Origin of the sequence: Microbacterium resistens (assembly GCF_021172025.1) — a bacterium.
In the GTDB taxonomy this organism is placed as follows: domain Bacteria; phylum Actinomycetota; class Actinomycetes; order Actinomycetales; family Microbacteriaceae; genus Microbacterium; species Microbacterium resistens.
This window is the reverse complement of sequence record NZ_CP082781.1, coordinates 1,134,988-1,158,499: the sequence shown is the minus strand read 5'-3', so window position 1 is coordinate 1,158,499 and position 23,512 is coordinate 1,134,988. Positions and strand designations below refer to the sequence as shown.

General features: G+C 71.5%; 26 protein-coding genes and 2 tRNA genes. 11 read left to right on the top strand and 17 right to left on the bottom strand.

All coding sequences use genetic code 11. The annotated features are described in order from the left end of the window. Positions 1–21: 21 nt before the first annotated feature. The 3 genes from dinB to K8F61_RS05670 all read left to right on the top strand — a co-directional run bounded on the left by dinB (position 22) and on the right by K8F61_RS05670 (position 2,254). The gene (dinB, locus tag K8F61_RS05680; protein ID WP_231820988.1) at positions 22–1,275 is read left to right on the top strand and encodes a DNA polymerase IV; all 1,254 of its coding nucleotides are present in this window, start codon (positions 22–24) and stop codon (positions 1,273–1,275) included. Between the two features lie 78 nt (positions 1,276–1,353). Continuing rightward, complete coding sequence (locus K8F61_RS05675; RefSeq protein ID WP_067243244.1) at positions 1,354–1,689, top strand: hypothetical protein; 336 nt, start codon at positions 1,354–1,356, stop codon at positions 1,687–1,689. Next, entirely contained in the window at positions 1,673–2,254 is a 582-nt protein-coding gene (locus tag K8F61_RS05670) for a nucleoside/nucleotide kinase family protein (protein WP_231820987.1), read from the top strand. Before K8F61_RS05675 ends, K8F61_RS05670 begins: the two co-directional genes overlap by 17 nt. A gap of 9 nt (positions 2,255–2,263) precedes the next feature. Here K8F61_RS05670 and K8F61_RS05665 read toward each other — a convergent pair whose 3' ends face one another. The 7 genes from K8F61_RS05665 to K8F61_RS05635 all read right to left on the bottom strand — a co-directional run bounded on the left by K8F61_RS05665 (position 2,264) and on the right by K8F61_RS05635 (position 5,723). Further along, on the bottom strand, positions 2,264–2,752 hold the full coding sequence (locus K8F61_RS05665; protein ID WP_231820986.1) for a DUF2017 family protein: 489 nt from the start codon (positions 2,750–2,752) through the stop codon (positions 2,264–2,266). 32 nt (positions 2,753–2,784) lie between these two features. Then, on the bottom strand, positions 2,785–3,081 hold the full coding sequence (gene clpS / locus K8F61_RS05660; protein ID WP_067243275.1) for an ATP-dependent Clp protease adapter ClpS: 297 nt from the start codon (positions 3,079–3,081) through the stop codon (positions 2,785–2,787). Then, positions 3,078–3,941, bottom strand: coding sequence for a GNAT family N-acetyltransferase (locus tag K8F61_RS05655; RefSeq protein ID WP_231820985.1), 864 nt, complete (start codon positions 3,939–3,941; stop codon positions 3,078–3,080). The genes clpS and K8F61_RS05655 overlap by 4 nt, the downstream gene beginning before the upstream one ends. A gap of 125 nt (positions 3,942–4,066) precedes the next feature. After that, positions 4,067–4,142 (bottom strand) — tRNA-His (locus K8F61_RS05650). A 36-nt stretch (positions 4,143–4,178) separates the two neighbouring features. Continuing rightward, the gene (gene orn, locus K8F61_RS05645; protein ID WP_231820984.1) at positions 4,179–4,805 is read right to left on the bottom strand and encodes an oligoribonuclease; all 627 of its coding nucleotides are present in this window, start codon (positions 4,803–4,805) and stop codon (positions 4,179–4,181) included. Between the two features lie 41 nt (positions 4,806–4,846). Continuing rightward, positions 4,847–4,918, bottom strand: a tRNA-Arg gene (locus K8F61_RS05640). Between the two features lie 511 nt (positions 4,919–5,429). Further along, positions 5,430–5,723: a hypothetical protein gene (locus K8F61_RS05635; RefSeq protein WP_231820983.1), complete on the bottom strand. Its 294-nt coding sequence runs from the start codon at positions 5,721–5,723 to the stop codon at positions 5,430–5,432. 97 nt (positions 5,724–5,820) lie between these two features. Between K8F61_RS05635 and K8F61_RS05630 the strand changes: the two genes are divergently transcribed. The 6 genes from K8F61_RS05630 (at position 5,821) to K8F61_RS05605 (ending at position 10,759) form a co-directional block, all read left to right on the top strand. Next, positions 5,821–6,447: a LysE family translocator gene (locus tag K8F61_RS05630; protein ID WP_231820982.1), complete on the top strand. Its 627-nt coding sequence runs from the start codon at positions 5,821–5,823 to the stop codon at positions 6,445–6,447. Positions 6,448–6,538: 91 nt separating this feature from the next. Continuing rightward, on the top strand, positions 6,539–7,063 hold the full coding sequence (msrA, locus tag K8F61_RS05625) for a peptide-methionine (S)-S-oxide reductase MsrA (protein ID WP_067243249.1): 525 nt from the start codon (positions 6,539–6,541) through the stop codon (positions 7,061–7,063). 131 nt (positions 7,064–7,194) lie between these two features. Further along, a complete protein-coding gene (locus K8F61_RS05620) occupies positions 7,195–7,686 on the top strand; it encodes a single-stranded DNA-binding protein (RefSeq protein WP_231820981.1) in 492 nt (163 codons plus the stop codon). Positions 7,687–7,756: 70 nt separating this feature from the next. Continuing rightward, entirely contained in the window at positions 7,757–8,272 is a 516-nt protein-coding gene (locus K8F61_RS05615; protein ID WP_336246454.1) for a DUF6993 domain-containing protein, read from the top strand. A gap of 308 nt (positions 8,273–8,580) precedes the next feature. Further along, entirely contained in the window at positions 8,581–10,260 is a 1,680-nt protein-coding gene (ettA, locus tag K8F61_RS05610) for an energy-dependent translational throttle protein EttA (protein WP_067243251.1), read from the top strand. 7 nt (positions 10,261–10,267) lie between these two features. Then, positions 10,268–10,759, top strand: coding sequence for an acyl-CoA thioesterase (locus K8F61_RS05605; protein ID WP_067243252.1), 492 nt, complete (start codon positions 10,268–10,270; stop codon positions 10,757–10,759). 51 nt (positions 10,760–10,810) lie between these two features. Here K8F61_RS05605 and K8F61_RS05600 read toward each other — a convergent pair whose 3' ends face one another. After that, positions 10,811–11,695 carry an acyl-CoA thioesterase gene (locus K8F61_RS05600; protein ID WP_231820980.1) on the bottom strand — a complete coding sequence of 295 codons (885 nt, stop codon included), beginning with the start codon at positions 11,693–11,695 and terminating at the stop codon, positions 10,811–10,813. Positions 11,696–11,761: 66 nt separating this feature from the next. Between K8F61_RS05600 and K8F61_RS05595 the strand changes: the two genes are divergently transcribed. Beyond that, a complete protein-coding gene (locus tag K8F61_RS05595; protein ID WP_231820979.1) occupies positions 11,762–12,433 on the top strand; it encodes a DUF8185 domain-containing protein in 672 nt (223 codons plus the stop codon). Between the two features lie 26 nt (positions 12,434–12,459). Here the strand turns inward: K8F61_RS05595 and ptsP are convergent, their stop codons facing one another. The 6 genes from ptsP to K8F61_RS05565 all read right to left on the bottom strand — a co-directional run bounded on the left by ptsP (position 12,460) and on the right by K8F61_RS05565 (position 17,984). Beyond that, positions 12,460–14,118: a phosphoenolpyruvate--protein phosphotransferase gene (gene ptsP / locus K8F61_RS05590; protein WP_231820978.1), complete on the bottom strand. Its 1,659-nt coding sequence runs from the start codon at positions 14,116–14,118 to the stop codon at positions 12,460–12,462. Continuing rightward, positions 14,115–14,396, bottom strand: coding sequence for an HPr family phosphocarrier protein (locus K8F61_RS05585; RefSeq protein WP_067243256.1), 282 nt, complete (start codon positions 14,394–14,396; stop codon positions 14,115–14,117). Before K8F61_RS05585 ends, ptsP begins: the two co-directional genes overlap by 4 nt. Positions 14,397–14,452: 56 nt before the next feature. Next, positions 14,453–15,922: a PTS ascorbate transporter subunit IIC gene (locus K8F61_RS05580; RefSeq protein ID WP_067243257.1), complete on the bottom strand. Its 1,470-nt coding sequence runs from the start codon at positions 15,920–15,922 to the stop codon at positions 14,453–14,455. 27 nt (positions 15,923–15,949) lie between these two features. After that, a complete protein-coding gene (locus K8F61_RS05575) occupies positions 15,950–16,225 on the bottom strand; it encodes a PTS sugar transporter subunit IIB (RefSeq protein WP_067243258.1) in 276 nt (91 codons plus the stop codon). Beyond that, on the bottom strand, positions 16,222–16,713 hold the full coding sequence (locus K8F61_RS05570) for a PTS sugar transporter subunit IIA (protein ID WP_067243259.1): 492 nt from the start codon (positions 16,711–16,713) through the stop codon (positions 16,222–16,224). The genes K8F61_RS05575 and K8F61_RS05570 overlap by 4 nt, the downstream gene beginning before the upstream one ends. Before the next feature lie 116 nt (positions 16,714–16,829). Continuing rightward, positions 16,830–17,984 carry an ROK family transcriptional regulator gene (locus tag K8F61_RS05565; protein WP_231820977.1) on the bottom strand — a complete coding sequence of 385 codons (1,155 nt, stop codon included), beginning with the start codon at positions 17,982–17,984 and terminating at the stop codon, positions 16,830–16,832. A gap of 91 nt (positions 17,985–18,075) precedes the next feature. Here K8F61_RS05565 and K8F61_RS05560 point away from each other — a divergent pair, with 91 nt between their 5' ends. After that, positions 18,076–20,172 (top strand): transketolase family protein, encoded by a 2,097-nt coding sequence (locus tag K8F61_RS05560; protein WP_231820976.1) that lies wholly within the window; start codon positions 18,076–18,078, stop codon positions 20,170–20,172. Here K8F61_RS05560 and K8F61_RS05555 read toward each other — a convergent pair. From K8F61_RS05555 to K8F61_RS05545, 3 genes are read right to left on the bottom strand one after another with little or no spacing between them, the layout of a single operon-like run. Beyond that, positions 20,145–21,809: an FAD-binding dehydrogenase gene (locus K8F61_RS05555; RefSeq protein ID WP_231820975.1), complete on the bottom strand. Its 1,665-nt coding sequence runs from the start codon at positions 21,807–21,809 to the stop codon at positions 20,145–20,147. The genes K8F61_RS05560 and K8F61_RS05555 overlap by 28 nt on opposite strands. Then, positions 21,806–22,261, bottom strand: a complete 456-nt coding sequence (locus K8F61_RS05550) for a globin (RefSeq protein ID WP_231820974.1) — start codon at positions 22,259–22,261, stop codon at positions 21,806–21,808. Before K8F61_RS05550 ends, K8F61_RS05555 begins: the two co-directional genes overlap by 4 nt. After that, positions 22,258–23,451, bottom strand: a complete 1,194-nt coding sequence (locus K8F61_RS05545) for a mechanosensitive ion channel family protein (RefSeq protein ID WP_418888074.1) — start codon at positions 23,449–23,451, stop codon at positions 22,258–22,260. The genes K8F61_RS05550 and K8F61_RS05545 overlap by 4 nt, the downstream gene beginning before the upstream one ends. Positions 23,452–23,512: the final 61 nt, after the last annotated feature.

The window sequence follows — 23,512 nt, the reverse complement described above, 5'->3', positions numbered from 1 at the left end:
GGCCTGCGCGAGAATGGGCGTATGGGACGCGGTGACGGATCGGGGCGCATCGTCTCGCCCGACGATGCGGACGACACCGGCGCCGACATCCTCCACGTCGACATGGACGCCTTCTATGCGGCGGTGGAGGTCCTGCACGACCCGAGCCTGCGCGGCGTGCCGCTGATCATCGGCTCCCCGGACGGGCGCTCCGTCGTCTCGAGTGCGTCGTACGAGGCACGCCGCTACGGCGTGCGGTCGGCGATGCCCGTGTCGCAGGCGATCCGGCTGTGCCCGGCGGCGCGCATCGTGCCACCGGACTTCCAGCGCTACCAGGAGGTCTCGCGGGCGGTGATGGCCATCTTCGAATCCGTGACGCCGCTCGTCGAGCCGCTGTCGATCGATGAGGCGTTCCTCGACGTCCGAGGCGTCCGTCGGCTGTGGGGCAGCCCCGGGCACGTCGCCCGCCTGATCCGGAGCCGGGTCCGCGAGGAGGTCGGCATCACGTGCAGCGTGGGAGCCGCGGCGACCAAGCATGTGGCGAAGATGGCCTCGACCCTGTCGAAGCCGGACGGACTGCTCATCGTCCCGGAGGCGGAGACGCTGGACTTCCTCGCCCCGAAGCCGGTGCGGGCCATGTGGGGGGTCGGTCCCAAGGCGGCCGAGGCGCTGGAGTCCCGGGGCATCCGGCTGATCGGCGACCTCCGCACGGTGCCGGAGCCGGCCCTCGAGCGCACGGTCGGACCGGCGCTGGCGGCGCGGCTTCGTGACCTGTCCTTCGGGCGCGACCCGCGGGCGGTGGAGACGACGCGGGTGGAGAAGAGCGTCGGGCACGAGGAGACCTTCGAGCACGACGTGACGGATCCAGAGATGCTGCGCTCGGAGCTCCTGCGGCTGGCGGACCGCGTCGCCGCGAGGCTTCGACGGGCGGGCTGGGAAGCGGGCGGTGTGGCGATCAAGGTCCGGTTCTCGGACTTCACCACTCTCAGCAGGTCCCAGACGCTGCCCGAGCCGTCGGCCGTCGGGCAGCGCATCGGCGAGGTGGCGCGGGCGCTGTTCGACGCGATCGACCGTCGCGATCCGGTTCGGCTCATCGGGGTGCGCGCGGAGCGGCTCGGCCCCGCCGGCGGCGGGATGACGCTGTGGGACGACGACGCGGACTGGCGCCGGGTGGAGAGCGCGCTGGACGACGCGCGCGCACGGTTCGGGTCGGCCATGATCACCCGCGCACGGCATGTCGGCGCCGGTGAGGGGCGAGGGGCGCCCGGGCATCCGCGGGCCCATGGCGTGGACTGAGCCCACGGCCGAGGCGGGGCGCGGGACACGGGCGAGAGCGGCCTCCCGTAGCGGGGGAGAGTGGGTTAGCGTGGACGCATGCCGCACATCGCACTCGAGCTTGGCAAGAATTCCGCGTCCTTCGGGGTGAAGAGCGCCTACGGGGAGACGCAGGAGGTCGACGGCGCCGCGTTCACGCCCGTGGCGCTCACGTTCTCGGGCTTCGGCGGAGGAGACTTCGACGCGTCGGGCAGCAACGGTGAAGGCAGCGGTGGCGGAGGCGGAGGGCTGGCGATCCCCCTCGGCGTCTACGTCCGGCGGGAGGAGGGGCTCCGGTTCGAGCCCAACATCATCTCGTTCCTCGCCGTCGCCGTGCCCTTCGTGTGGGTCGCCGGGCGCGCGGTGACCCGCATCATCCGTGCTCTCAAGAAGTGACGACCCGGTCGCCCGCGCCATTCACGAGGGGGTCGCGCGTCTGCGCGCGACCGTGCGAGCGGTCGCGGCGTCGAACCCGGTCGTCCTGATCGACGGCCGCAGCGGGGCGGGGAAGTCCAGCATCGCGCGGCTCCTGGCGGCGCAGTGGCCCTTGAGCGCCGACGCGCAGCTGATCGCCCTGGACTCGATCTATCCGGGGTGGGACGGTTTGGAGGAAGGGTCCTCGCGCGCGGTCGAGCAGATCCTGCGTCCGCACGGGCGGGGACTGATCGGGACCTGGGAGCGATACGACTGGGAGACGGGCGCCTACGCCGAGAGCCATGCGGTGGATCCGGCCCGCGGCGTCATCCTCGAGGGGTGTGGCGCGGTCACCGCCGATTCCGCGCGCATCGCGGACGTCCGCGTGTGGGTGCAGTCGCCCGAGCCGAGCCGGAGACGCCGCGCGCTGACCCGTGACGGGGACGCATTCCGTCCGCACTGGGAGCGGTGGGCGCGGCAGGAGGAGGAGCACATCCGTGCTCATCGCCCACAGGAGCGTGCGACGGTGCTGATCGAGGTTCCGTGACGTGGCGGATCAGGCGTCGTCACGCGCGTCGGCGGCCTCGATGAGTCCTTCCAAGCGGTAGCCGAGCCAGTCGTAGACGCCGAAGCGCGGATCCTCGGGATCGTGCGGCGCATCCGTCTCGATGCCGAGTCGGGACGCGATCACCAGCCGCAGCGCCGTCAGCGTGCGCAGCCAGGCGTCCAGCTCCGCATCGGCGATCACGACGTCCAGCGGGTCCATGTCGTCCGGGGCGCCGTCGTCCGCGGTGAACCGCTCGAGCCCGGCGCGGACGATGCGCGCGTCGGCCGCGCGGCGGTCGAGGAGGTCGTCGGAGGTCGCGCGCGCGAACTCGGCGGAGGCCTCGGGGTCGTCGGGGTAGACCGCGGGGGTGAGCCGGTCGAGCCCCGGGTCTTGCTCGAGGTCGGTGTCGGCGAGGATCTCCAGGAACTGCTCGACCAGGTCGGCGAGGTGGCGGCCCTCGAGACGGGCGAGCGGGACGAGGATGATGCGATCGTTCACGGGTGTCCTTGCGGGAGCGCTGATGTGCGTGGTCAGTCCGCGGATTCGCGGACGGTGGCCCAGAGGCCGTAGTCGTGCATGGCCTGGGCGTGGACCTCCATGGTCTCGCGGGGTCCGGTCGCCACGACGGCATGGCCTTCGTTGTGGACGGCGAGCATGAGTCGGGTGGCCACGTCGGACGGGTAGCCGAAGTACGTGCGGAACACCCGCACCACGTAGCTCATGAGGTTGACCGGGTCGTCCCACACGACGAGCTGCCACGGACGTGCCGCGACCGCCTGGAGGTCGGTCTCCTCATCGAGGTCGGGGGTGGCGAGGGGAGTGCTCATGCCCACCCCAGTTCGTGCAGTTGCGCATCGTCGATGCCGTAGTAGTGGGCGATCTCGTGGACGAGCGTGGTGTGCACCTCGTCGCGCAGCTCCTCCTCGGTCGCGCACTGCGCGAGATGTGCTTCGCGGTAGACGATGATGCGGTCCGGGAGCTCTCCCATCCCGTAGTTGCCGCGCTCGGTGACGGCGAGCCCGTCGTAGAGGCCGAGCAGGTCGGTGGAGCCGTCCTCCGAGCGGTCCTCGACGACGAAGACCACGTTGTCGAGACCGTCCACCATGTCATCGGGAAGGCGGTCCAGCTCGTCCACGACCAGGGCCTCGAAGGCCTCCGCATCCATCTCCAGGGCGGGGCGGTGCAGGTCGATCGCCATGTGCACCCGTGGACCATGGTCGGCGAGCCCCCAGCGATCCTCCGCCGCCGCCAGCGCGCGGTGGAACTCGTCGTCCGGCGCGGGCCGCTGCGCGAAGCCGAGGGACGCGTAGAACGGCGCGTTCCAGGGCACGTCGGCGTACGTCCTGAGCGTCACGGCCGTGTACTCGCGCTCCTCGGCCTCCGCCAACGCGGCTTCAACCAGGGCGCGCCCGTGACCTCGGCGCGCGTGGTCGGGCAGCACCGAGAGCTGCTCCAGGTGCCCCTCGCCGTCGTGCTCGAGGACGTGGACGAACCCCACCGGATCGCCCTCCTCGGCCTCGGCGACGACGAGGACGAAGCCCGGCTCCGTGATCCGCTCCGCACCGGAGGGCGGCTCGCCCCAGTCGACGTCGCCGAACACCGCGGTGAAGGCGGCGTCCGCCGCTCGCTCGATCTCCGACAGCCGGGCGAGGTCGGCATCGGTCGCGTCGCGGACGAAGGAGGGCATGCCTTCGATGCTACCGAGCGAGCGGGACGTCAGCGTCGCCGCGCGAGCGGATCCGGCCGGCTCCGCTCGGGACGTCCGCCCGCCGAAAGAGAAGTGGCGAGGTTCAGGAGTGAACCTCGCCACATTGGGGTGAGTAACGGGACTTGAACCCGCGACCCCCTGGACCACAACCAGGTGCTCTACCGACTGAGCTATACCCACCATGTGCCTGCCGGAGCAGGCAACCAGGAAAGTCTATTACACGTTCGGGGCGAACTCTGACACGACGTCCTGGGAGAGCGACTTGGCCTCGTCGCTGGAGGGCCCCGGCTCGGTCACGAACACGGCGCGACGGTAGTACTGGAGCTCCCGGATCGACTCCAGGATGTCGGCCAGGGCGCGGTGTCCGCCGTCCTTCGCGGGGGCCTGGAAGAACACCCGCGGATACCACCGCCGGGCCAGCTCCTTGATGCTGGAGACGTCGACGTTCCGGTAGTGCAGGTACTGGTCGACCTCGGGCATGTACTTGGCGAGGAACATCCGGTCGGTCCCGATCGTGTTCCCGGCAAGAGGGGCCTTGCGCTCCAGCGGGACGAACCGGCGGATGTACTCGAGCGTGCGCTCCTGCGCCTGCGCGAGCGGGATCCCGGAGGGGATCTCGTCCAGCAGGCCCGAGGTGCGGTGCATCTCCGTCACGAACTCGCCCATGTTCTCGAGGGCGGCGGTGCTCGGCGCGATGACGACCTGGAAGCCGGGGTCGACGGGACGAAGCTCGAAGTCCGTGATGACCACGGCGATCTCGACCAGTTCGTCCACCTCGAGATCGAGGCCCGTCATCTCGCAGTCGATCCAGACGAGCCGGTCGTTCTCGGAGGCTGAAACCATGCCTCCATCCTAATGACGTGGTCGGACACGCCGTCGGGTCGTCCCCCAGGCACGATTCGAACGTGCGACCGGCGACTTAGAAGGTCGATGCTCTTCCGCTGAGCTACTGGGGGTCGAGACCCAGGTTACCGGCTGTCACGTTTCCGCGCCGCGCTCGGCGACGCGACGAGAGGAGCGCCAGGATCGCGCATACTCCCGTCGTCGTCGGCGACACGGTTCGCAGGGGCATCCGCGGCGCCCTTTCGCGCCTCCGCCATGAGGCACCGGCTCCTGTGCCGGCACCGTGAACCCGACGCGATCGACGGTCCCGGAGATCCCCGCCTGGAACTTCCTGTGCCCGCCGCGGCGTGCCGTGCGGCGCCGGTGGCAGTTCGCGCAGACGACGTCGCATTTCTCTATCTCTTCCGCGATGCTGCGCCACGACCTCGTCGACGCGCCGACGGCGCGTGCGATCTCGAAACGCTTCTCGAACTCGGGGAGGTGATCGAAGTCCAAGACGACGGGATCCGTCTCTCCACAGTCCACGCACGGGTGGTTGCGGAGATGGGCCAGCACACGCTCGAAGTTGCGCTGACGGTGGATCGCCTAGGCTTCTTTCAGGCGCTGTCCACAGCTGGGCACGGTCTAGAACCGGAGGGCGGCGACGGCGTCGTCCGGCGACCAGAACTCTCCGACGAGGCGGAAGGCCCCGGTGGCGAGGTGCAGACGCTCGGCGCGGTAGCGGACGCCGAGCGGATCCGGTGCGACGCGAAGGTGCCCGCGGATCGTGCCCCGCTCGTCCAGGACCCGCCACAGGCGTTCGCCGGCGGGCTGGAGGGTCTCTCGTGTACGGGACAGGGCGGGTGTCGCCCAACGGACGGCGGGAACGGCGGGCGAGGTCGCGGTCGCGCTACGGCCGCGCGGGGTGTGAGGGGTCATGATCACTCCTTTCGTCTTCGAACATAAGGACGACCACCGACATTCGCGGATGCGCGCCGCGTCGGGGCGCGCCGCGCCGCATCTCTACACTGACGTCGTGACGTGGACGATCTGGCTCTCCCTGCTGTTCGCGTGCGTGGTGATCAGCTTCACGCCGGGCGCGGGGGCCATCAACACGATGACCAACGCCCTGAACGAGGGGTGGCGGCGGTCATTGTGGGGGATCGCCGGGCAGCAGCTCGCCCTCGTCGTGCACGTGGCGATCGTGGCCGCGGGGGTGGGGCTGCTCGTCTCCCGCTCGCCCGTGGTCTTCGAGGCGATCCGCTACCTCGGTGCCGCCTACTTGGTGTTCCTGGGCGTCCGACTCATCGTCGCGAAGTCGGACGACGTCGACGACGCCGCCGAGATCGCCCGTCCGCGGGAGAGCGCGTGGTCGATGCTCCGCCGAGGGTTCTGGGTGAATCTGCTGAATCCGAAGGCCATCGTGTTCTTCCTCGCGTTCGTCCCGCAGTTCATCCGGCTCGATCGGGAACCCTGGGGGCAGTATCTCGTGCTGATCGGCACCGTCGTCGTGGTGGACGTCGCCGTCATGTGGTTCTTCTTCGCCGCCGCGGCGGGTCCGTTCCGACGCTGGACCCGGACGGCGCGCGGACGGCGCCGGCTCAACACGGTCTTCGGGGCGCTGTTCATCGGGGTCGCGGCGCTCCTCCTGGTGGTCCATTGACTCCTCACAGGAAGGACGACCCGGAGGCGGCGGGGAAGGGCGTAGCGTGGAGGACGCCGCGGGCCGGAGGGCCTCGCGGGGAGAGGAACTGATGGAGACCTTCGTGCTCGCCGGCGGCTGCTTCTGGTGCCTGGACGCGGCGTACCGTCCGCTCCGGGGCGTGGAGTCGGTGGTGTCCGGATACACCGGGGGAACCGTGGCGGATCCCGGTTACGAGCTCGTGTGCACCGGGACCACCGGTCACGCCGAGGCCGTGGCGGTCACGTTCGACCCCGACGTCATCCCGTCGGAGGTCATCCTCGACGCCTTCTTCACGATGCACGACCCCCGCCAGCTCAATCGTCAGGGCAACGACATCGGGACCCAGTACCGCAGTGCGATGTTCCCCGCGGACGATCGGCAGCGGGCGCTGTTCGAGGCCGCACGCGATCGCGCCGCCGACCTCTGGGACGGTCAGCCGGTGACCACCATCGAGCCGCTCGGCACGTTCTACCCGGCCGAGGAGTATCACCAGGACTTCTTCGCGAAGAACCCGGGCCAGGGGTACTGCCTGGCCGTGGCGGTGCCCAAGGTCAACAAGGTGCGCGCCCGGTTCGCGGAGTACCTGCGGGACTGAGTCTCCTCCTCCCCGGCGGGCGGATCCGGCCCGTTATGCACGGTTCCCGGATCGGCGCCCCGCGCCGTGGACGGGGCGGCCACTCTGGACAGCACCCGGCGGTCCCGCCGGCACGACCAGAGGAGCGACACATGACGGACACCATCACCGTGGCGGGCACGATCGCGACGGAACCGCGGCTGGAACGAACGCCCACCGGCGTCAGCGTGCTGAAGTTCCGGCTGGCGAGCAACCTCCGCAAGCGCGATGCCCGGACGGGGGAGTGGGTGGACCTGTCCACCAATTGGTACGCCGTGTCCGCCTATCGACGCCTGGCCGAGAACGCGGCGCAGTCCCTCCGCAAGGGGACGAGCGTCGTCGTCCACGGACGACTGCGGATCCGGGACTGGGAGAGCAAGGACGGCCAGCGCGGCACGAGCGCGGACCTGGAGGCGGACCTGCTCGGATCCGACCTCCGTTTCGGGACGAGCGTCTACACGAAGAACATCCGGGCGGTCGAACCGCCCCGTGAGGCGACGCCGCGGCACGAGCCCGCCGACGACTCCCCGCAGCGAGGCGCGGAGTCCGGGGCGGCGGACGACTGGGCCGCGGTCGGGGTCGGTGCGGGTCAGATCCCGTTCTAGCCGGGCGTCGCCGCGGGGCGGCGGCACTCGCGCGCAGGGGCTTCGCAGGTGGCCCGCATAGACTCGGACCGTGCTGCGCTCCGTCTCGTCCACGCTCTCGCGCGAGCCCCGTCGGCTCGTCACTTCCGTCGTCGCGGCGACCGCAGCGCTCCTGCTGCTCGCCGGGTGCACGGGGCAGCCGGCGGAGGACACCCGCACGACGCCGACGGCGGAGCCGAGCGCGACCGCGGAACCGGCCCCGGCGGGGCCCGCGCTGGTGCCGGAAGGGTCCGCCGAGGACAATCTCCCCTTCTTCCAGTCGATCGTGGCGCAGGTCTGGGCGTCGGAGCAGCGCGTCTCCAGCCGGGCGTACGTGGACGCCCTCACGGCCGCGGGATTCAACCGCGCCGACATGCAGGTGACGAAGGACATCTCGACCGTCGAGTACCCGGCGGAGAGCATCCTGTTCTCCGTCCGCTGGGGAACGGATCAGTGCCTGATGGGGCAGGTCGGGCCGTCCACCGGGGACCAGCCGGTCACCGCCGTCATGCCCCAGCTCGCCGAGGGGCGCTGCCTCGTCGGCGACACCATGCCGATCGACTGGTGACGCCCGGGCGACCCCGCCCCGTCCGGCCCGCCCCCGGTCGTTGAGCGAGGAGCGCCGCACCGAGACGAACGCGCCCAGCCCGGGTCACCACGTTTCGTCTCGCTGCGCTCGCTCAACGACCGAACTGCGACCCCCCGGTCGTTGAGCGAGGGGCGCAGCACCGAGACGAAACGCGCCCGCCCCGGGCGGCGTTCGACACGGGGCGATCCGCCGGTAGGCTGGAGAGTCGTTCATCCCCGCGCGTGGCGCCGGGGGAGACGCCGACATCCGAGTCGGCGGAAACATGCCGACAGAGGGAGTGCTTCTTCGTGGCCGAGTACATCTATTCCATGGTCCGCGCCCGCAAGGCGGTGGGCGACAAGCTGATCCTGGACGACGTGACCATGGCGTTCCTGCCCGGCGCGAAGATCGGCATGGTGGGCCCGAACGGCGCCGGCAAGTCGACGATCCTCAAGATCATGGCGGGCCTGGACACGCCCTCGAACGGCGAGGCGAAGCTCACCCCCGGCTTCTCGGTCGGCATCCTCATGCAGGAGCCCGAGCTCGACGAGTCCAAGACGGTTCTGGAGAACATCCAGGACGGGATCGCGATCAAGGCGAAGGTGGACCGCTTCAACGAGATCTCCGCCCTGATGGCGGACCCCGACGCGGACTTCGACGCGCTGCTGGCGGAGATGGGGACGCTCCAGGAGGAGATCGACGCCGCCGACGGCTGGGACCTCGACTCCCAGCTGGAGCAGGCCATGGACGCGCTGCGGACCCCGCCGGGCGACGCCGCGATCGGTCCGCTGTCCGGTGGGGAGAAGCGCCGTGTGGCGCTGGCGAAGCTCCTGCTGCAGAAGCCCGACCTCCTGCTGCTGGACGAGCCCACGAACCACCTCGACGCGGAGAGCGTGCTGTGGCTCGAGCAGCACTTGCAGGCCTACAAGGGCGCCGTCATCGCGATCACCCACGACCGGTACTTCCTCGACCACGTCGCGGAGTGGATCGCCGAGGTCGACCGCGGCCGCCTGATCGGCTACGAGGGCAACTACTCGACGTACCTGGAGAAGAAGGCCGAGCGCCTCGACATCCAGGGCAAGAAGGACGCCAAGCTCGCGAAGCGCTTGAAGGACGAGCTCGAGTGGGTCCGCTCCAGCGCCAAGGGGCGCCAGACGAAGTCGAAGGCGCGTCTGGCGCGCTACGAGGAGATGGCGGCGGAGGCGGAGCGGACGCGGAAGCTCGACTTCGAGGAGATCCAGATCCCCGCGGGTCCGCGCCTGGGCAACGTGGTGATCGAGGCGAAGAACCTGAAGAAGGGCTTCGACGGGCGCTCCCTCATCGACGGGCTGAGCTTCAGCCTGCCGCCGAACGGGATCGTCGGCGTGATCGGACCGAACGGCGTCGGCAAGACGACGCTGTTCAAGACGATCGTCGGCCTGGAGCCGCTCGACGGCGGCGACCTGAAGATCGGCGAGACCGTCAAGATCAGCTACGTCGATCAGTCCCGCGCGAGCATCGACCCGGACAAGACCCTCTGGGAGGTCGTGTCGGACGGCCTCGACTTCATCACCGTCGGCAAGACGGAGATCCCGTCGCGCGCCTACGTCTCCAAGTTCGGGTTCAAGGGCCCGGACCAGCAGAAGAAGGCGGGAGTGCTCTCCGGCGGTGAGCGCAACCGGCTGAACCTCGCCCTCACGCTCAAGGAGGGCGGCAACCTCCTGCTCCTCGACGAGCCCACCAACGACCTCGACGTCGAGACCCTCTCCTCGCTGGAGAACGCCCTGCTGGAGTTCCCTGGCTGCGCCGTGGTGATCACGCACGACCGCTGGTTCCTGGACCGCATCGCCACGCACATCCTGGCCTACGAGGGCACCGACGAGAAGCCCGACCAGTGGTACTGGTTCGAGGGCAACTTCGAGGCCTACGAGCAGAACAAGATCGAGCGTCTCGGGCCGGACGCGGCGAAGCCGCACCGCTCCACGCACCGCAAGCTCACGCGCGACTGAGCCGGCGATGCCCGAGTCCCCGGCCGAGCTCCGGCGCCTGCACGTCCCGATCCACCTGCGGTGGGGGGACCTGGACGCGTTCAACCACGTCAACAACACCTCGATGCTCAAGCTCCTCGAGGAGGCGCGGGTGCGGGCGTTCTGGCGTCCGGGCGGCGGCGAGCACGCACCGGCGACGGCCGTGCTGGACTCGGGCATCGACGCCGGCGTGCTCACGCTCGTCGCCCGGCAGGAGATCGAGTACCTCGCGCCGGTGCCCTATCAGCGGCACCCGCTCGAGGTGCAGATGTGGTTCGGCAAGCTCGGCGGATCGAGCATCGAGGTCTGCTACGAGGTGTTCAACGACCCGTCTGCCGCGGAGCGGGTGCTCTACGCCCGCTCCACGGCCGTGATCGTCCTCGTCAACGCCGCCTCGGGACGACCGACGCGGATCACCCCGGAGATGCGGTCGGCCTGGGAGCCGTACCTCGGCCCCTCGATCGCGTACGCCCACCGCTGACGCCTGCGGTGCCGGCCCTTCCGGGGACAGGGCGGTCGCTCAGCCGCCCGGTCACAGGCCGGGGACGCGCACCATGATCTCCTGGGCGACGGTGGCGACGAGCACGCCCTCGCGGGTGTAGATCCGCCCCTGGGCGAGTCCTCGGCCGCCGCGGGCGTTCGGCGACTCCTGGACGTAGAGCAGCCACTCGTCCACGCGCCCGGGACGATGCCACCACATGGCGTGATCGAGGCTGGCGACCTTCAAGCCCGGGGTCTGCCAGGTGACGGCGTGCGCACGGAGGATCGACTCCTGGATGGTCATGTCGCTGAGGTACGCGAGCGCGGCGCGGTGCAGCGCGGGGTCGTCCGGGAACGGGGCGCGCATCCGCATCCACACGGCCTGCCGGGGCTGACGGGCTCCCTCGACGGAGGCGTAGAGCGGGCCCTCCACATGACGCACATCCGCCGGGCGCTCGGCCAGAAGGCGACGCGTGACCGGGTGATGGTCGATCCCCTCGACGGCGTCGTCCGCGGGCAGGTCCTCGGGAGCGGGCACTCCCTCCGGCATCGGGACGGCGTGCTCGATCCCCGGGTCCTCGTCCTGGAACGACGCGATCATCGAGAAGATGGGCACACCGTTCTGATAGGCCTGCGAGCGACGGGTCGAGAAGGACCGGCCGTCGTGGATCCGGTCCACCGCGAACGTGATCCCCTGGGACGCATCGCCCGGCCGCAGGAAATAGCCGTGCATCGAGTGCACCACGCGGTCGTCGGGCAGGGTGCGTTCGGCGGCGATGAGCGACTGCGCGAGCACCTGCCCGCCGTAGACACGGCCGGTGGGCATCGCGTGCGACGCGCCGGTGAAGATGTCCTCGGTCGTGCGTGCGTCCGACCCGTCGAGATCCAGCACGTCGAGGAGTTGCCGGACCGATCGGCGGGCGTTGTCGGCGTTCATCGAGACCCTTCGTCGCGGGGGAGCGGAGCGAATCCGGAGGCGGTGTCGCTTGGTAGTTTAGGACGGGTGTCGACCCCTCTGATCCTCGCCGACGCCGATACGGCGCGCGACGCCGTGACCTTCGCCTCCCGCGCCGTGCGCGCCGCCGACGAGGGCGTGCGATTGCAGGCCTCCGAAGGGGTGCTTGTGATGACGGCCGCGGCGCTGGCGCCGCAGGGGTTCTTCGACTCCACCCCGACGATCCTCGCCCTGCGGGTGCTGCGCGCCGATCCGGAGCTCCAGTGCGACATCGTGGTGTCCGAACTCGGCGCGACCGACGATCCGCGCGCTCTGGCGTTGCCGGAGACCGGTCTGGCCCCCGCATGGGCCGGGGTCTCCCCGCCGCGGGGCGGGTGGGATCAGGTCGGCGAGCTGGGCGCCGACCTGATCGCGCAGCGTGCGCAATGGGGGATCTCGGCGGTCGCCCACGGCACGCCTCCGGGCGCCGGCGAGGAGGCGGTCCGCGCGCTTCGCGCGCGGGTCTGGGGCGAGCCGGATGAGGACCTCCTGAACCTCCCCCGCGGTGTGGCCTTCGCGGCGCACGCCTTCGGATTCATCTCCGGGGCCGAGCAGGTGCGGGTGACGCGGTCCGGCCGCTGGACGCGCCTGGCGTTCCGCCGGGGACACGTGCTCGCGCGCGGCCCCGTGGCGACCGGGCTCACCCCGGTGCGCTCGACCGGCGCAGCCGCGTCGTCCTGAGTCGACGCATCAGTGGGCGGCGCCCGTCACCCGGACGCCGCCACAACGGCCTGCGCCGCGGCCTTCGCCGCTGCGGCGTCCTCTGCGGCGAGGGCGGCGACGGCTGCTCGCTCCGCCTCCGTCCGGGTCACGCGCGACAGCGCGAGGCGGACGTCGCCGATCGCTGAGGGAGCCATCGACAGGGTGTCCGCGCCGAGCCCGACGAGCACGACCGCGAGCAGAGGATCGGCGGCGGCCTCGCCGCAGACGCCCACGGCGCGACCGGCCGCGCGTCCGGCGACGCCCACCTCGCGGACGAGGCGGAGGACGGCGGGGTGCCAGGGGTCCTGAAGGGACGCGACCGTGCCGAGCTGGCGGTCGGCGGCGAGGGTGTACTGCGTCAGGTCGTTCGTCCCGATGGACGCGAAGTCGGCATGGCGCAGGATCCGATCGGCGATGAGCGCGCTGGACGGGACCTCGATCATCACGCCGGCGGCGCGGATCCCGTGCTCATGGGCGAGTGCGGCGAAGTAGGCGGCCTCCTCGGCGGTGGAGACCATGGGCGCCATGACCCAGAGCTCGACCTCGCTGTCCGCGGACGCCACCGCGAGCGCTTCCAGCTGCGTGCGCAGGATCTCCTCGTGGGCACGCAGGGCGCGAAGACCGCGTCTCCCGAGCGCAGGATTCTCCTCGCCGCCGTCGGTGAGGAAGGGCAGGGGCTTGTCCGCCCCGGCGTCGAGGACCCGGACGACGACCTTCTTGCCGGCGAAGGCCCGAAAGAGCTCGCGGTAGGCGGCGACCTGGTGATCGCGCGTCGGCGCGTGCCGAGCACCGAGGAAGAGGAACTCTGTGCGGAAAAGCCCGACGCCTTCGGCGCCGAGCCGCGCGGCCTCCGGCGCCTCGGCCGGGGACCCGAGGTTGGCCAGCAGCGGGACCGGGTGGCCGTCGGCGAGGACGCCGGGCCCGGTCGCACCGGCACGCGTCCTCCGCTCGTCCGCACGCCGCTCGGCCTCCTCACGCTCCTTCGGGCCGGGTGCGACCACGACGGCGCCCTGGGCCGCATCCACGATCACGGTCTCCCCGTCCACGCAGGAGCTGACGTCCCCGACGGCGACGACGGCGGGGATCCCCATCTCGCGCGCGAGGATCGCGGTGTGCGACGTGGGGCCGCCGTCCGCGGTCACCAGGGCGAGCACGGTGGCACGGTCGAGTCCCGCCGTGTCCGCCGGCGCGAGATCGCGCGCGACGAGCACGTACGGCTCGTCGCGCACGGGCAGACCCGGCGCGGGGCGGCCGCGCAGGGATGCGATCACGCGGCGGGAGACGTCCGTGAGGTCGGCGGCGCGCTCCCCGAGATACCCGCCGATGCCGGCGAGCTGTTCCCGGAACTCGGCGATGGCCGCGTGGACCGCCCACTCTGCGGTGGCTCCGGCGTCGATCCGTGCGTCGATCGCCTCGGAGAGGGTCGGGTCCTCGGCCATCATCGCCTGAGCCTCGAGGACCTCCGCGGCCGTGCCCTCTGCCGCGGCGGCCCGGGCGGTGAGGTCGCCGACCGTGGCGGCGATGGCCTCGCGGGCCCGCGCGCGCTCCGCATCGGCTCCCAGGGCGCTGTCCTCGTCGACGGGGTCGGGTTCCGGTTCCGCCATCCGGGCGACGGGCCCGACCGCGACGCCGAGCCCGATCCCGCTCCCCGAGAGCCGCGTCATTCGCCGCCGCCGTCGTGACCCTCGGTGAGGACCCGCTGGAGGCGGTCCAGGACCGCCTCCGCATCGGTTCCCTCCGCCGTGAGCGTGACGGTGTCGCCCTTTCCGGCACCGAGGGAGAGAAGCGCCAGGATGCTGGCGGCGTTCACCGGCTTTCCCCCCTCCGTCGCGACCGTGACGGTGATCCCGGCGTCCTTGGCGGTCTGCGCGAACTGCTTCGCAGGCCGGGCGTGCAGGCCCTCCTCGGCGAGGATCGTGATCGTGCGGGTGTGCTGTGTCATGGGGCCGTTCCTTCCTGTCGGCGGGACGCGCTCAGGGCGCGCCCCGCCGGTCGCGGTCATTTCGTGGCGGATGCCTGCGCGGACTGCTCGGCGAGGTAGGCGTCGCGCTTCGCGCCGGGCACCCAGCCGCCGTCGACGACCTTGCGCTGCCACACCGACGCGGCCGCGACCAGGACGGCGGCGATGGCGACGCACAGGATGACGCCGAGGAGCGTCGGGCCCATGACGCTCACGCCGATGACGGTGCCGAACCAGCCGAAGTCGGCGTCTCCGAACGTGCTGTTCGCGAAGCCGAACTCGCCCATGACCAGCAGGAGGACCGCGGGCAGGATCGTGATGATGATGCCGTTCACGAAGCCCCCCGCGACGGCGCCGATGCGCCCGCCGGCGGCGTTGCCGAAGACGCCGGCGCCCCCACCGGTGAAGAAGTGCGGGACCATGCCCGGGAGGATCAGCGCGAGACCGAACATCGGGTTCAGCCACACGGCGAGGAGCACGAGGGTGAACAGGCCTCCGACGAACGAGCTGATGAATCCGATGAGGACCGCATTGGCGCCGAACGGGAACACGATCGGGACGTCGAGGGCGGGCTTCGCGCCCGGCACGACCTTCTCCGCGACGCCCTGGAAGGCGGGGACCAGCTCGCCCAGCACGGTGCGCACACCGTAGAGGATGACGGCGACGCCGACGCCGAACTGCAGGGCCTGTCCGAACCCGGCCATCACGGCGGCGCCGCCGTCGGTGCTGCCGAGCAGCTCCAGCGTCTTCTCGGGGGCGGCGATCAGCCCCCAGACGACGAACACGAGATAGATGAGCACCATGGACAGCGCGGTGGCCACCATCGAGTCGCGCAGGAAGCTCAGTCCCTTGGGGAACCGGATCTCCTCCGTGGAGCGGCTGCGCCGCCCGACGGCCTGGCCGACGGCGCCCGCGGCGATGTACCCGGCGCTGCCGAAGTGCCCCATCGCGATCGTGTCGTCACCGGTGATCTTCTTCATCCACGGCTGGGCGAAGGCGGGCATGACGACCATGATCACCCCGAGCAGGACGGCGCCGACGATGACGACGAGCCAGCTCAGCTCCTCACCGAACCCGACGGTGAGGACGACCGAGATCATCAGGGCCATGAACACCATGTGGTGGCCGGTCAGGAAGATGTACTTGAGGGGCGTGAACCGCGCGAGCAGGAGCATCACGACGAAGCCGAGGACGAGCACGTACGCGCTGGTCGCGCCGTACTTCTCCGAGGCGATCGCCGTGATGACCTCGTTGGTGGGGATCACCCCCTGGGCTCCGGTCACCTCGAGGATGAGCTCGCCGAGGGGCGCCAGGGAGGCGACTACCACCCCGGCGCCGGCGCCGAGGATCAGGAAGCCGAGCGTCGCCTTGAGCGCACCGCCGATGACCTGACCGGTGTTGCGCCGAAGGGCGATGAGCCCGATCGCGGTGATGATGCCGATCAGGTATGCGGGGACGTTGAGTATCTGCTGTCCGATGAAGTTCAGGACAACGACCAGCCACTCCATTGGGGCTCCAATCGATCTGAGGGGGGACTACTTGGCCAGGAACGCGGACAGCTTGTCCGTGATCTCCGCGACGTCGGTGAAGTTGGAGATGACGATGACCTCGGTGGGGACGTCGCCGATCTCCTCGGCCAGCTCGGCCGAGGTGAGCACGAGGTTCGCCATCCGCGCGGCGCCGCGGGCGCTGCCGATGTCGGCGGCCTCCACCTCGGCGTCGACGTCCAGCGCACGAAGCGCCTTCTCGGCGTTCATCTTCAGCAGCACGGAGGTTCCGATGCCCATTCCGCACACAGCAACGATCTTCATTTCGTGTCTTCCTCTCGGGTCGGGGTGCGGCCGTTGTCCGGGGCCGTGCCGGCGAGGATGGCACGCACCTCGGCGGGGGTCGTCGCGGACAGCGCCGCGCTGAGCACGTCGTCGTCCGCGAGGACACCCGCGAGCGCGGCCATGGCTTCCAGGTGCGCGTCGTGGTCCACCGCGGCCAGTCCCACGACGAGGCGCACGGGATCGTTCGCCTCGCTGCCGAACTCCACCGGCTCGGCGAGCCCGACCCAGCTGAAGCCCGTGCCCAGGACAGCGGCGGAAGGACGCGAGTGGGCCAGCGCGAAGCCGGGGGCGATCACGATGTACGGTCCGTGCTCGTCGATCGCGGACAGCATCTCGGCGGTGTAGGCGTCCGTCGTGATCCCGCGGGAGACGAGCACGTCCCCAGCGAGGGTCACGGCCGACCGCCAGTCGCTCGCGTGCGCACCCGTGCGGATCGCTGACTCGGGAAGATGGTCGGCGAGCGTCATCCTGCCTCCTTGCTGAACGCCGGCGGGGACGATGCGCTCCGCCTCGGATTACTTTTGCATAGTTCTATACGAAAGCGCCAGATCTCTGGCCCGACACGCCCGCGCCTCGGCGGCGTTCAGCTCCGGGTGAGCTCGCTGATCCGATCCGGGGCGAACAGGGCGTCGAGGGCGAGGGCGGAGCCGCCGCGGACGCCGGCCTTCTCGGCCAGCCGTGCGCGCTCGACGACCAGTCCCTGTCGGGAATAGGCGTGAGCCGAGCCGAACAGGGAGCGACGGATCGCCCCGACGTAGAGGTCGCCGGCCTCGGCGAGGTTCCCACCGATGACCACGGCAGACGGGTTCAGCAGGCCCACCACGTCGGCGAGGGCGTATCCGATGGTCTCGCCCGCCTCGCGGATGAGCCGCTGCACCTCGGCGTCGCCGTCCGCCGCCAGGGCGACGATCTCGGCGCTCGTGCGCACCCGGATGCCGGAGGCGGACAGGTCGTCCCGGATCGTGCCGCCGCTCGCGACGGTCTCCAGACGCCGCAGCGGATCGCTCAGGCGGGCGCGCAGAGGGGCGCTGAGCTGGCCGGCGCCTCCGCGGCTGCCGCGGACGATGCCGCCGTCGAGGACGAAGGCGCAGCCGAGGCCGATTCCGGACTTCACGACCACGAGGTCCCGGTACTCGGGCCATCCGAACCGCGCCTCGCCGAGCGCGAGGATGTTCACGTCCCGGTCGACGGCGACGATCACGTCGTCGCTGAGCTCGGTGAGGTAGTCCACCACGCGGACGTCGTCCCAGCGCGGATCCAGCTGCGGGCTGCCCAGCCGCCCGGTCGTCGGATCGACCGGCCCCGGCACGCCGATCCCCACCCCGAGCACGTCCGACACGGGTCGGCCGAGGCCGCGCAGCAGGAACTCGAACACCTGTCGCGACCAGCTGAAGATCTCCTCGGGGCCGTCGAAGAGGCCGATGTCGGCCTCGTCCTCGACGAGAACGGCGCCGTGCAGATCGGTGATCGCGACCCGGGTGTGCGAGCTGCCGATGTCGATGGCGAGGACCAGCCCCCGGTCCTTGTCGACCGCGAACTCCTCCCGCGGTCGCCCGCCCCCGCTCGCGCGGGAGCCGGCGTGCACGATGAGCCCGGCGGACAGCAGCTCCTCCAGCCGGCGCTCCAGCGTCACGCGAGACCAGCCCAGGGCGTCGAGGAGGTCGCGGCGGGTCGTGGCGGCGCCCGACCGGATGAGTCCGAGGACGACGCCGGACCCGGTCGCGGAGGCGTGAGTCATCGCTGCTCCCTGAGTGATCGCGATCGGACGATTGACTTATGACTACTTCTATACCAAAGTGGCCCGCATGGTTGCCTCTCCATCCTCCTCCATGCCCGCCGACCGCCTCGTCCACCGCGCCGTCGTCGGTGCTCGTGATGCCGAGGAGGAGCGCGCCGTCAGGGCGGCCATCGCCATCCCGGCGGTGGCGGTGCAGCGCAAGGGCCACGGCCACGCGGGGACCGCCATGGCGATGGCGCCGGTGGCCCACGTGCTCTTCCAGCGGATCCTCCGGCACAACCCCGCCCACCCGGCATGGACGGGGCGGGACCGGTTCGTCCTGTCGGCGGGTCATGCCAGCCTCGTGCTCTACACCCAGCTCTTCCTCACCGGCTACGGGCTGACGATCGACGACATCGCGGCGAGCCGCACGCTCGGCGCGCGGACCCCCGGTCACCCCGAGCTCGGGCACACCGCCGGCGTGGAGATGTCGACCGGACCGCTCGGGCAGGGGGTCGCCAGCGCGGTCGGGATCGCCCTCGCGATGCGCCGCGACGAAGCGCTCCACGGCGCGGGCGCCGGTCTGTGGGACCGCACGGTGTTCGTGCTGGCGGGCGACGGATGCCTTCAGGAGGGCGTCTCCGGCGAGGCCAGCAGTCTGGCGGGCACATTGGGCGTCGACAACCTCGTCCTCATCTGGGACGACAACGGGATCACGATCGACGGCGGGACCGATGTCGCGTTCGGCGAGGACGTCCGCGCCCGGTACCGCGCCTACGGATGGCGCGTGCTCGAGGTGGACGATCACCGCGATCTCGCCCAGATCGAGCGCGTCCTGACGGACGCGCGAGAGCGCCAGGGCGCGCCGACCCTCGTCGCCGTCCGCAGCGTCATCGGCGCCCCGGCGCCGCATCGATCCGGGACCCCCGCCGCGCACTCGGGCGGACTGGGCGCCGAGGAGACGCAGGCCGTGCTCGAGCTCCTCGGGTACCCGTCCGAGAGCCGCCTGGAGGACCTGATCGACGACGGGATCCTCGCCACGACCCGGGCGGCCCTCGCCCGCGGGGAGGAGCTCGAGCGGACGTGGCAGGAGGACGAGGCGCGGTGGCGGAACGCCCACCCCGGGCTCGCCGCCGCGCGGGACCGCCTGGCGGCCTCCTCGGCGGTGCCGACGGTGCTCGGCGCGCGCGACCCCGACGCCGCGGAGGCCCTCGCCGTGCTGGACGGGCTCCGCTTCCCCGAGGAGGGGGAACCGGTGGCGACCCGCAAGGCCAACGGGCAGGTGATCGCCGCCCTGCAGCGGTGGGGTGGGCTCTGGGGCGGATCGGCGGATCTGTCGGAGTCCACGAACGTCGCGATCCCGGGCGACGCGGTCTCAGCCGCGGCCCCGGGCGGAGCCTTCCTCCCCTTCGGCATCCGCGAGCATGCGATGGCGGCGATCCTGAGCGGTATCGCGCTCCACGGCCTCTGGCGGCCGTTCGGCTCCACATACCTGGCGTTCAGCGACTACCAGCGCCCCGCGATCCGCCTCGCCGCGCTCATGGGGCTGCCGACGGTGTACGTCTACACGCACGACTCGGTCGCCGTGGGGGAGGACGGGCCGACGCATCAGCCGGTCGAGCAGGTGGCGTCGCTGCGGACGGTGCCGGGACTCGCCGTGATCCGTCCGGCGGACACCGCCGAGGTGATCGGCGCCTGGCGCCGCCTGCTCGTCCGCCCGTCCGGGCCTGCCGCCCTGGTCCTCTCGCGGCAGGGTCTTCCCACCCTGCCCGGCGGCGCGGAGGCGTCGCGGCTCACGGCTTCCGGCGGGTACGTCCGCTGGCAGCACGACGCCGGGGACGACCTGGCGCTCCTGGCGACCGGCAGCGAGGTGGCGGTCGCGGTGGCGGCTGCCCGCATGCTCGCGGACGACGGCGTCGCGGTCCGCGTGGTGTCGCTGCCGAGCCTGGAGTGGTTCGCGCAGAGCGACCCGGCGTGGCAGGAGGAGGTCCTTCCTGCGTCGGTGTCCGCACGCGTCGCGATCGAGGCGGGTCGCGGGGACGGCTGGTATCGCTGGGTCGGTCGGGACGGACGCGTCGTCGGCGTCGAGACGTTCGGCGAGTCGGGCGCGGGGGAGGAGATCCTGGCGAGGCACGGCATCACCCCGGAGCACGTGGCCGACGTGGCCCGCGGGCTCCTCGCTCAGCGTGCGGCGGCCCGCCCGGCCTGACGGCCCGAGAAGAGGCATCCGCCGAGGAACGTCCCTTCCAGGGCGCGGTAGCCGTGGACGCCCCCGCCGCCGAAGCCGCTCGCCTCGCCCGCGGCGAACAGGCCGGGGATGGCCGCGCCGCCGGCGTCCAGGGCCCGGCCGTCGAGATCGGTCTGCACCCCGCCGAGCGTCTTGCGAGTGATCACGTGCAGCCGCACGGCGATCAGCGGGCCCGCCGCGGGGTCCTGGAGACGGTGCGGCGCGGCCGTGCGGATGAGGCGGTCGCCGCGATAGGCGCGCGCCGAGCGCAGCATCGCGATCTGGGCGTCCTTGGTGAAGTCGTTGGACATCTCGCGGTCGCGGGCCACGACCTCGTCGCGGACCCGATCCGCGTCGAGGGCGTCGCCTCCCGGCAGTTCCCGCATGCGGGCGATGAGGCCTCCGAGGTCGTCCTCCACGACGAAGTCCTCGCCGCGGTCGAGGAACGCCTGGACCGGGCCGGTGGGCCCCTTCCCGATCCGCGAGCGCAGCAGCAGCGCGACGTCTTTGCCGGTCAGGTCCGGGTTCTGCTCGCTGCCGGAGAGCGCGAACTCCTTCTCGACGATCTGCTGCGACGTCACGAACCACGAGTGGTCGTAGCCGGTGCCGCGCAGGTGCGCGAGCGTGCCCAGCGTGTCGAACCCGGGATACAGGGGAACGGGGAGCCGGGCGCCGGTCGCGTCGAGCCACAGCGAGGAGGGTCCCGGAAGGATGCGGATGCCGTGGCCGGGCCAGACGGGATCGACGTTGCGGACCCCTTCCACGTAGTGCCACATGCGATCGCCGTTGACGACCCGGGCGCCGCCGTCCGCGGCGATCTGCAACCCGGATCCGTCCACGTACGCCGGCACCCCGGTGAGCATGTCGGCGGGAGGCGCGCCCAGCGACGCCGGCCACATCCTCCGCACGAGGTCGTGGTTTCCGCCGATGCCCCCCGACGCGAGGATCGTCGCGCCGGCGTGGATCTCGAAGGCGCCGACGATGTCACGGGAGGAGGGGACGCCGCGCGCCGACGGCGAGCTGGCCAGGACGTCTCCGTGCGCGCCGGTCACGGCGCCGTCCGTGACGACCAGGCCCGTCACGCGGTGGCGGGGCAGCACCGTGAGGTGACCGCGCTTCTCCGCCTCGGCGACCGCGTCCGCGAACGGCGCGACGATCCCTGGGCCGGTGCCCCAGACGATGTGGAAGCGCGGGACGGAGTTGCCCGGCCCGGTGGCGCCGTAACCGCCCCGCTCGGCCCACCCGACGACGGGGAAGAAGCGCACGCCGCGCTCGTGGAGCCAGGCGCGCTTCTCGCCGGCGGCGAACTGCACGTACGCCTCGGCCCAGCGCCGTGCCCACTCGTCCTCGGGCCGGTCGAACCCCGCGGTGCCGAACCAGTCCTGCCGCGCGAGGTCCAGGGAGTCGTGGATCCCCATGCGGCGCTGCTCGGGCGAGTCGACCAGGAAGAGCCCGCCGAAGGACCACCACGCCTGTCCGCCGAGGTTCGTGCGCGGCTCCTGGTCGACGATCACCACTCGCCGTCCGGCCGAGACGGCCTCGGCGGCGGCGACCAGACCCGCCAACCCCCATCCGATCACAAGGACGTCGGTGGAGCGGATGGCGGGTGTCGTGGTCATGGGGTCTCCGTCGGCCTCTGCGCGGCGCGGGTCTCCAGGGTCGGCCGGCCGGCGGCCTGCGGACCGATCCCCGCGGGTTCCATCGTGTTCACCATCGCATACGCGGCGCGTTCGAGGTAGTCCCAGAGCGTCGCGTCGTGCAGCGGTGACAGCTTCGCCTCGTCGAGTGCCGTGCGCATGCAGCGCAGCCACCGGTCGCGCGCGTCCGGATCGACCCGGAACGGCATGTGCCGCATCCGCAGCCGGGGATGCCCGCGCTGCTCCCCGTACGCGGTCGGACCTCCCCAGTACTGCTCCAGGAACATCCGGAGGCGGTCGGCGGCGGGCCCCAGGTCCTCCTCGGGGTACATCGGCTTGAGGACCGGATCCTGCGCGACCTCTCGGTAGAACACGTCGACGATCGTGCGGAACGTGTCCGCGCCGCCGACCTCCTCGTAGAAGGTGAGGGTCATGGCTTCTCCTGATCGCGGCCGTCGTCGGTGCCGTCAGCTGTGTCGGCGTCCGGGCGCGCCGGACGGCCTTTCGCGTGCCCCGACCCCTTCTTCGGCGCAGGGGCCGGCGGCTTGGTCGGCGACGGGGGAGTGGGCATCGGGTCCTGTTCGGGCTTGCGCCGGCGCCAGAAGCCTCGCTCGGGCACGCCCGTCACCGCCGTGGGCCGGGTCTGCGGCGGGTTCGCACCGCGCACCCGCCGGGCGCCCTCGGGACCGGTGAGCTGCACCGAGGCGAGGCTCGGGAGCGCGACGCCGATCTCCGCGATGGCGGAGCGCAGCCGACGACGCAGCTCCTGCGCCACGTCGTCCATGGCGTTCGCCCGCGTCTTGATGACGATGCGCACGACCAGCGCCTCGCCGTCGACGGCCTCCAGGCCCCACAGCTCGGGCTTCTCGACGATCCGCGTGCGCCACTTCGGGTCCTTCGCGAGGCCCTGGGCCGCGGAGAGCATCGCCTCCTCGACGGCGGCGACGTCGGCGTCCGGTGCGACCCCGACGTCCACGATCGCACGGGCCCAGCCCTGCGACATGTTGCCGATCCGGGTGACCTCGCCGTTGCGCACGTACCAGAGGGTGCCGTTGACGTCGCGGACCTGCGTCACCCGCACGCTCACGTACTCGACGACGCCCGTGGCGAGCCCCAGGTCAACGACGTCGCCGATCCCGATCTGGTCCTCCGCGACGATGAAGAGGCCGTTGAGCACGTCCTTGACGATGTTCTGCGCGCCGAAGCCGAGACCGGCGCCGGCCGCGGCCGTCAGGAGGGTGAGGGATCCCAGCAGGTTCGGGGCGAGGATCGTCACGACGATCATGATCGCGACGATGCCGAGCATCACGTTGACGATGTTCTGCAGGATCGTGCCGAGGGTGCGAGTGCGCTGCACGAGGCGCATGTCGGCGAGCGGGGACCGTTCCAGGGCCTGGGTGTCCGTGACGCGTGCCTTGTTCTTGGCGCCGTCGACGATCCGGCGCACGACCCTCCGGATCACGAGGCGCAGCAGGTACGCGGCGAGGACGCAGCCCGCGATGGCGAGCACGCACCAGAGGAGGTTCATTCCGGCCTCGCCGAGGCCTTTGAGGAACTGCTGCCAGAGGGTCAGCGCCTCTTCGGTGACGTCTTCCGTCGAGGGGGCGGTGGGGAGGATGTGCATCGTCACGATCCTAGTTCCGGCCACCTCGGCGGAGACTGAGGATCACGAGGGAGAACGACGG

What these genes read in the sequence shown, in the direction of transcription:
- dinB (WP_231820988.1), top strand. Translation starts at nt 22, where the DNA reads ATGGGACGCGGTGACGGATCGGGGCGCATCGTCTCGCCCGACGATGCG.
- K8F61_RS05675 (WP_067243244.1), top strand. Translation starts at nt 1,354, where the DNA reads ATGCCGCACATCGCACTCGAGCTTGGCAAGAATTCCGCGTCCTTCGGG.
- clpS (WP_067243275.1), bottom strand. Translation starts at nt 3,081, where the DNA reads ATGAGCACTCCCCTCGCCACCCCCGACCTCGATGAGGAGACCGACCTC.
- K8F61_RS05655 (WP_231820985.1), bottom strand. Translation starts at nt 3,941, where the DNA reads ATGCCCTCCTTCGTCCGCGACGCGACCGATGCCGACCTCGCCCGGCTG.
- orn (WP_231820984.1), bottom strand. Translation starts at nt 4,805, where the DNA reads ATGGTTTCAGCCTCCGAGAACGACCGGCTCGTCTGGATCGACTGCGAG.
- K8F61_RS05635 (WP_231820983.1), bottom strand. Translation starts at nt 5,723, where the DNA reads ATGACCCCTCACACCCCGCGCGGCCGTAGCGCGACCGCGACCTCGCCC.
- msrA (WP_067243249.1), top strand. Translation starts at nt 6,539, where the DNA reads ATGGAGACCTTCGTGCTCGCCGGCGGCTGCTTCTGGTGCCTGGACGCG.
- K8F61_RS05620 (WP_231820981.1), top strand. Translation starts at nt 7,195, where the DNA reads ATGACGGACACCATCACCGTGGCGGGCACGATCGCGACGGAACCGCGG.
- K8F61_RS05605 (WP_067243252.1), top strand. Translation starts at nt 10,268, where the DNA reads ATGCCCGAGTCCCCGGCCGAGCTCCGGCGCCTGCACGTCCCGATCCAC.
- K8F61_RS05600 (WP_231820980.1), bottom strand. Translation starts at nt 11,695, where the DNA reads ATGAACGCCGACAACGCCCGCCGATCGGTCCGGCAACTCCTCGACGTG.
- ptsP (WP_231820978.1), bottom strand. Translation starts at nt 14,118, where the DNA reads ATGACGCGGCTCTCGGGGAGCGGGATCGGGCTCGGCGTCGCGGTCGGG.
- K8F61_RS05585 (WP_067243256.1), bottom strand. Translation starts at nt 14,396, where the DNA reads ATGACACAGCACACCCGCACGATCACGATCCTCGCCGAGGAGGGCCTG.
- K8F61_RS05580 (WP_067243257.1), bottom strand. Translation starts at nt 15,922, where the DNA reads ATGGAGTGGCTGGTCGTTGTCCTGAACTTCATCGGACAGCAGATACTC.
- K8F61_RS05575 (WP_067243258.1), bottom strand. Translation starts at nt 16,225, where the DNA reads ATGAAGATCGTTGCTGTGTGCGGAATGGGCATCGGAACCTCCGTGCTG.
- K8F61_RS05570 (WP_067243259.1), bottom strand. Translation starts at nt 16,713, where the DNA reads ATGACGCTCGCCGACCATCTTCCCGAGTCAGCGATCCGCACGGGTGCG.
- K8F61_RS05565 (WP_231820977.1), bottom strand. Translation starts at nt 17,984, where the DNA reads ATGACTCACGCCTCCGCGACCGGGTCCGGCGTCGTCCTCGGACTCATC.
- K8F61_RS05560 (WP_231820976.1), top strand. Translation starts at nt 18,076, where the DNA reads ATGCCCGCCGACCGCCTCGTCCACCGCGCCGTCGTCGGTGCTCGTGAT.
- K8F61_RS05555 (WP_231820975.1), bottom strand. Translation starts at nt 21,809, where the DNA reads ATGACCACGACACCCGCCATCCGCTCCACCGACGTCCTTGTGATCGGA.
- K8F61_RS05550 (WP_231820974.1), bottom strand. Translation starts at nt 22,261, where the DNA reads ATGACCCTCACCTTCTACGAGGAGGTCGGCGGCGCGGACACGTTCCGC.
- K8F61_RS05545 (WP_418888074.1), bottom strand. Translation starts at nt 23,451, where the DNA reads ATGCACATCCTCCCCACCGCCCCCTCGACGGAAGACGTCACCGAAGAG.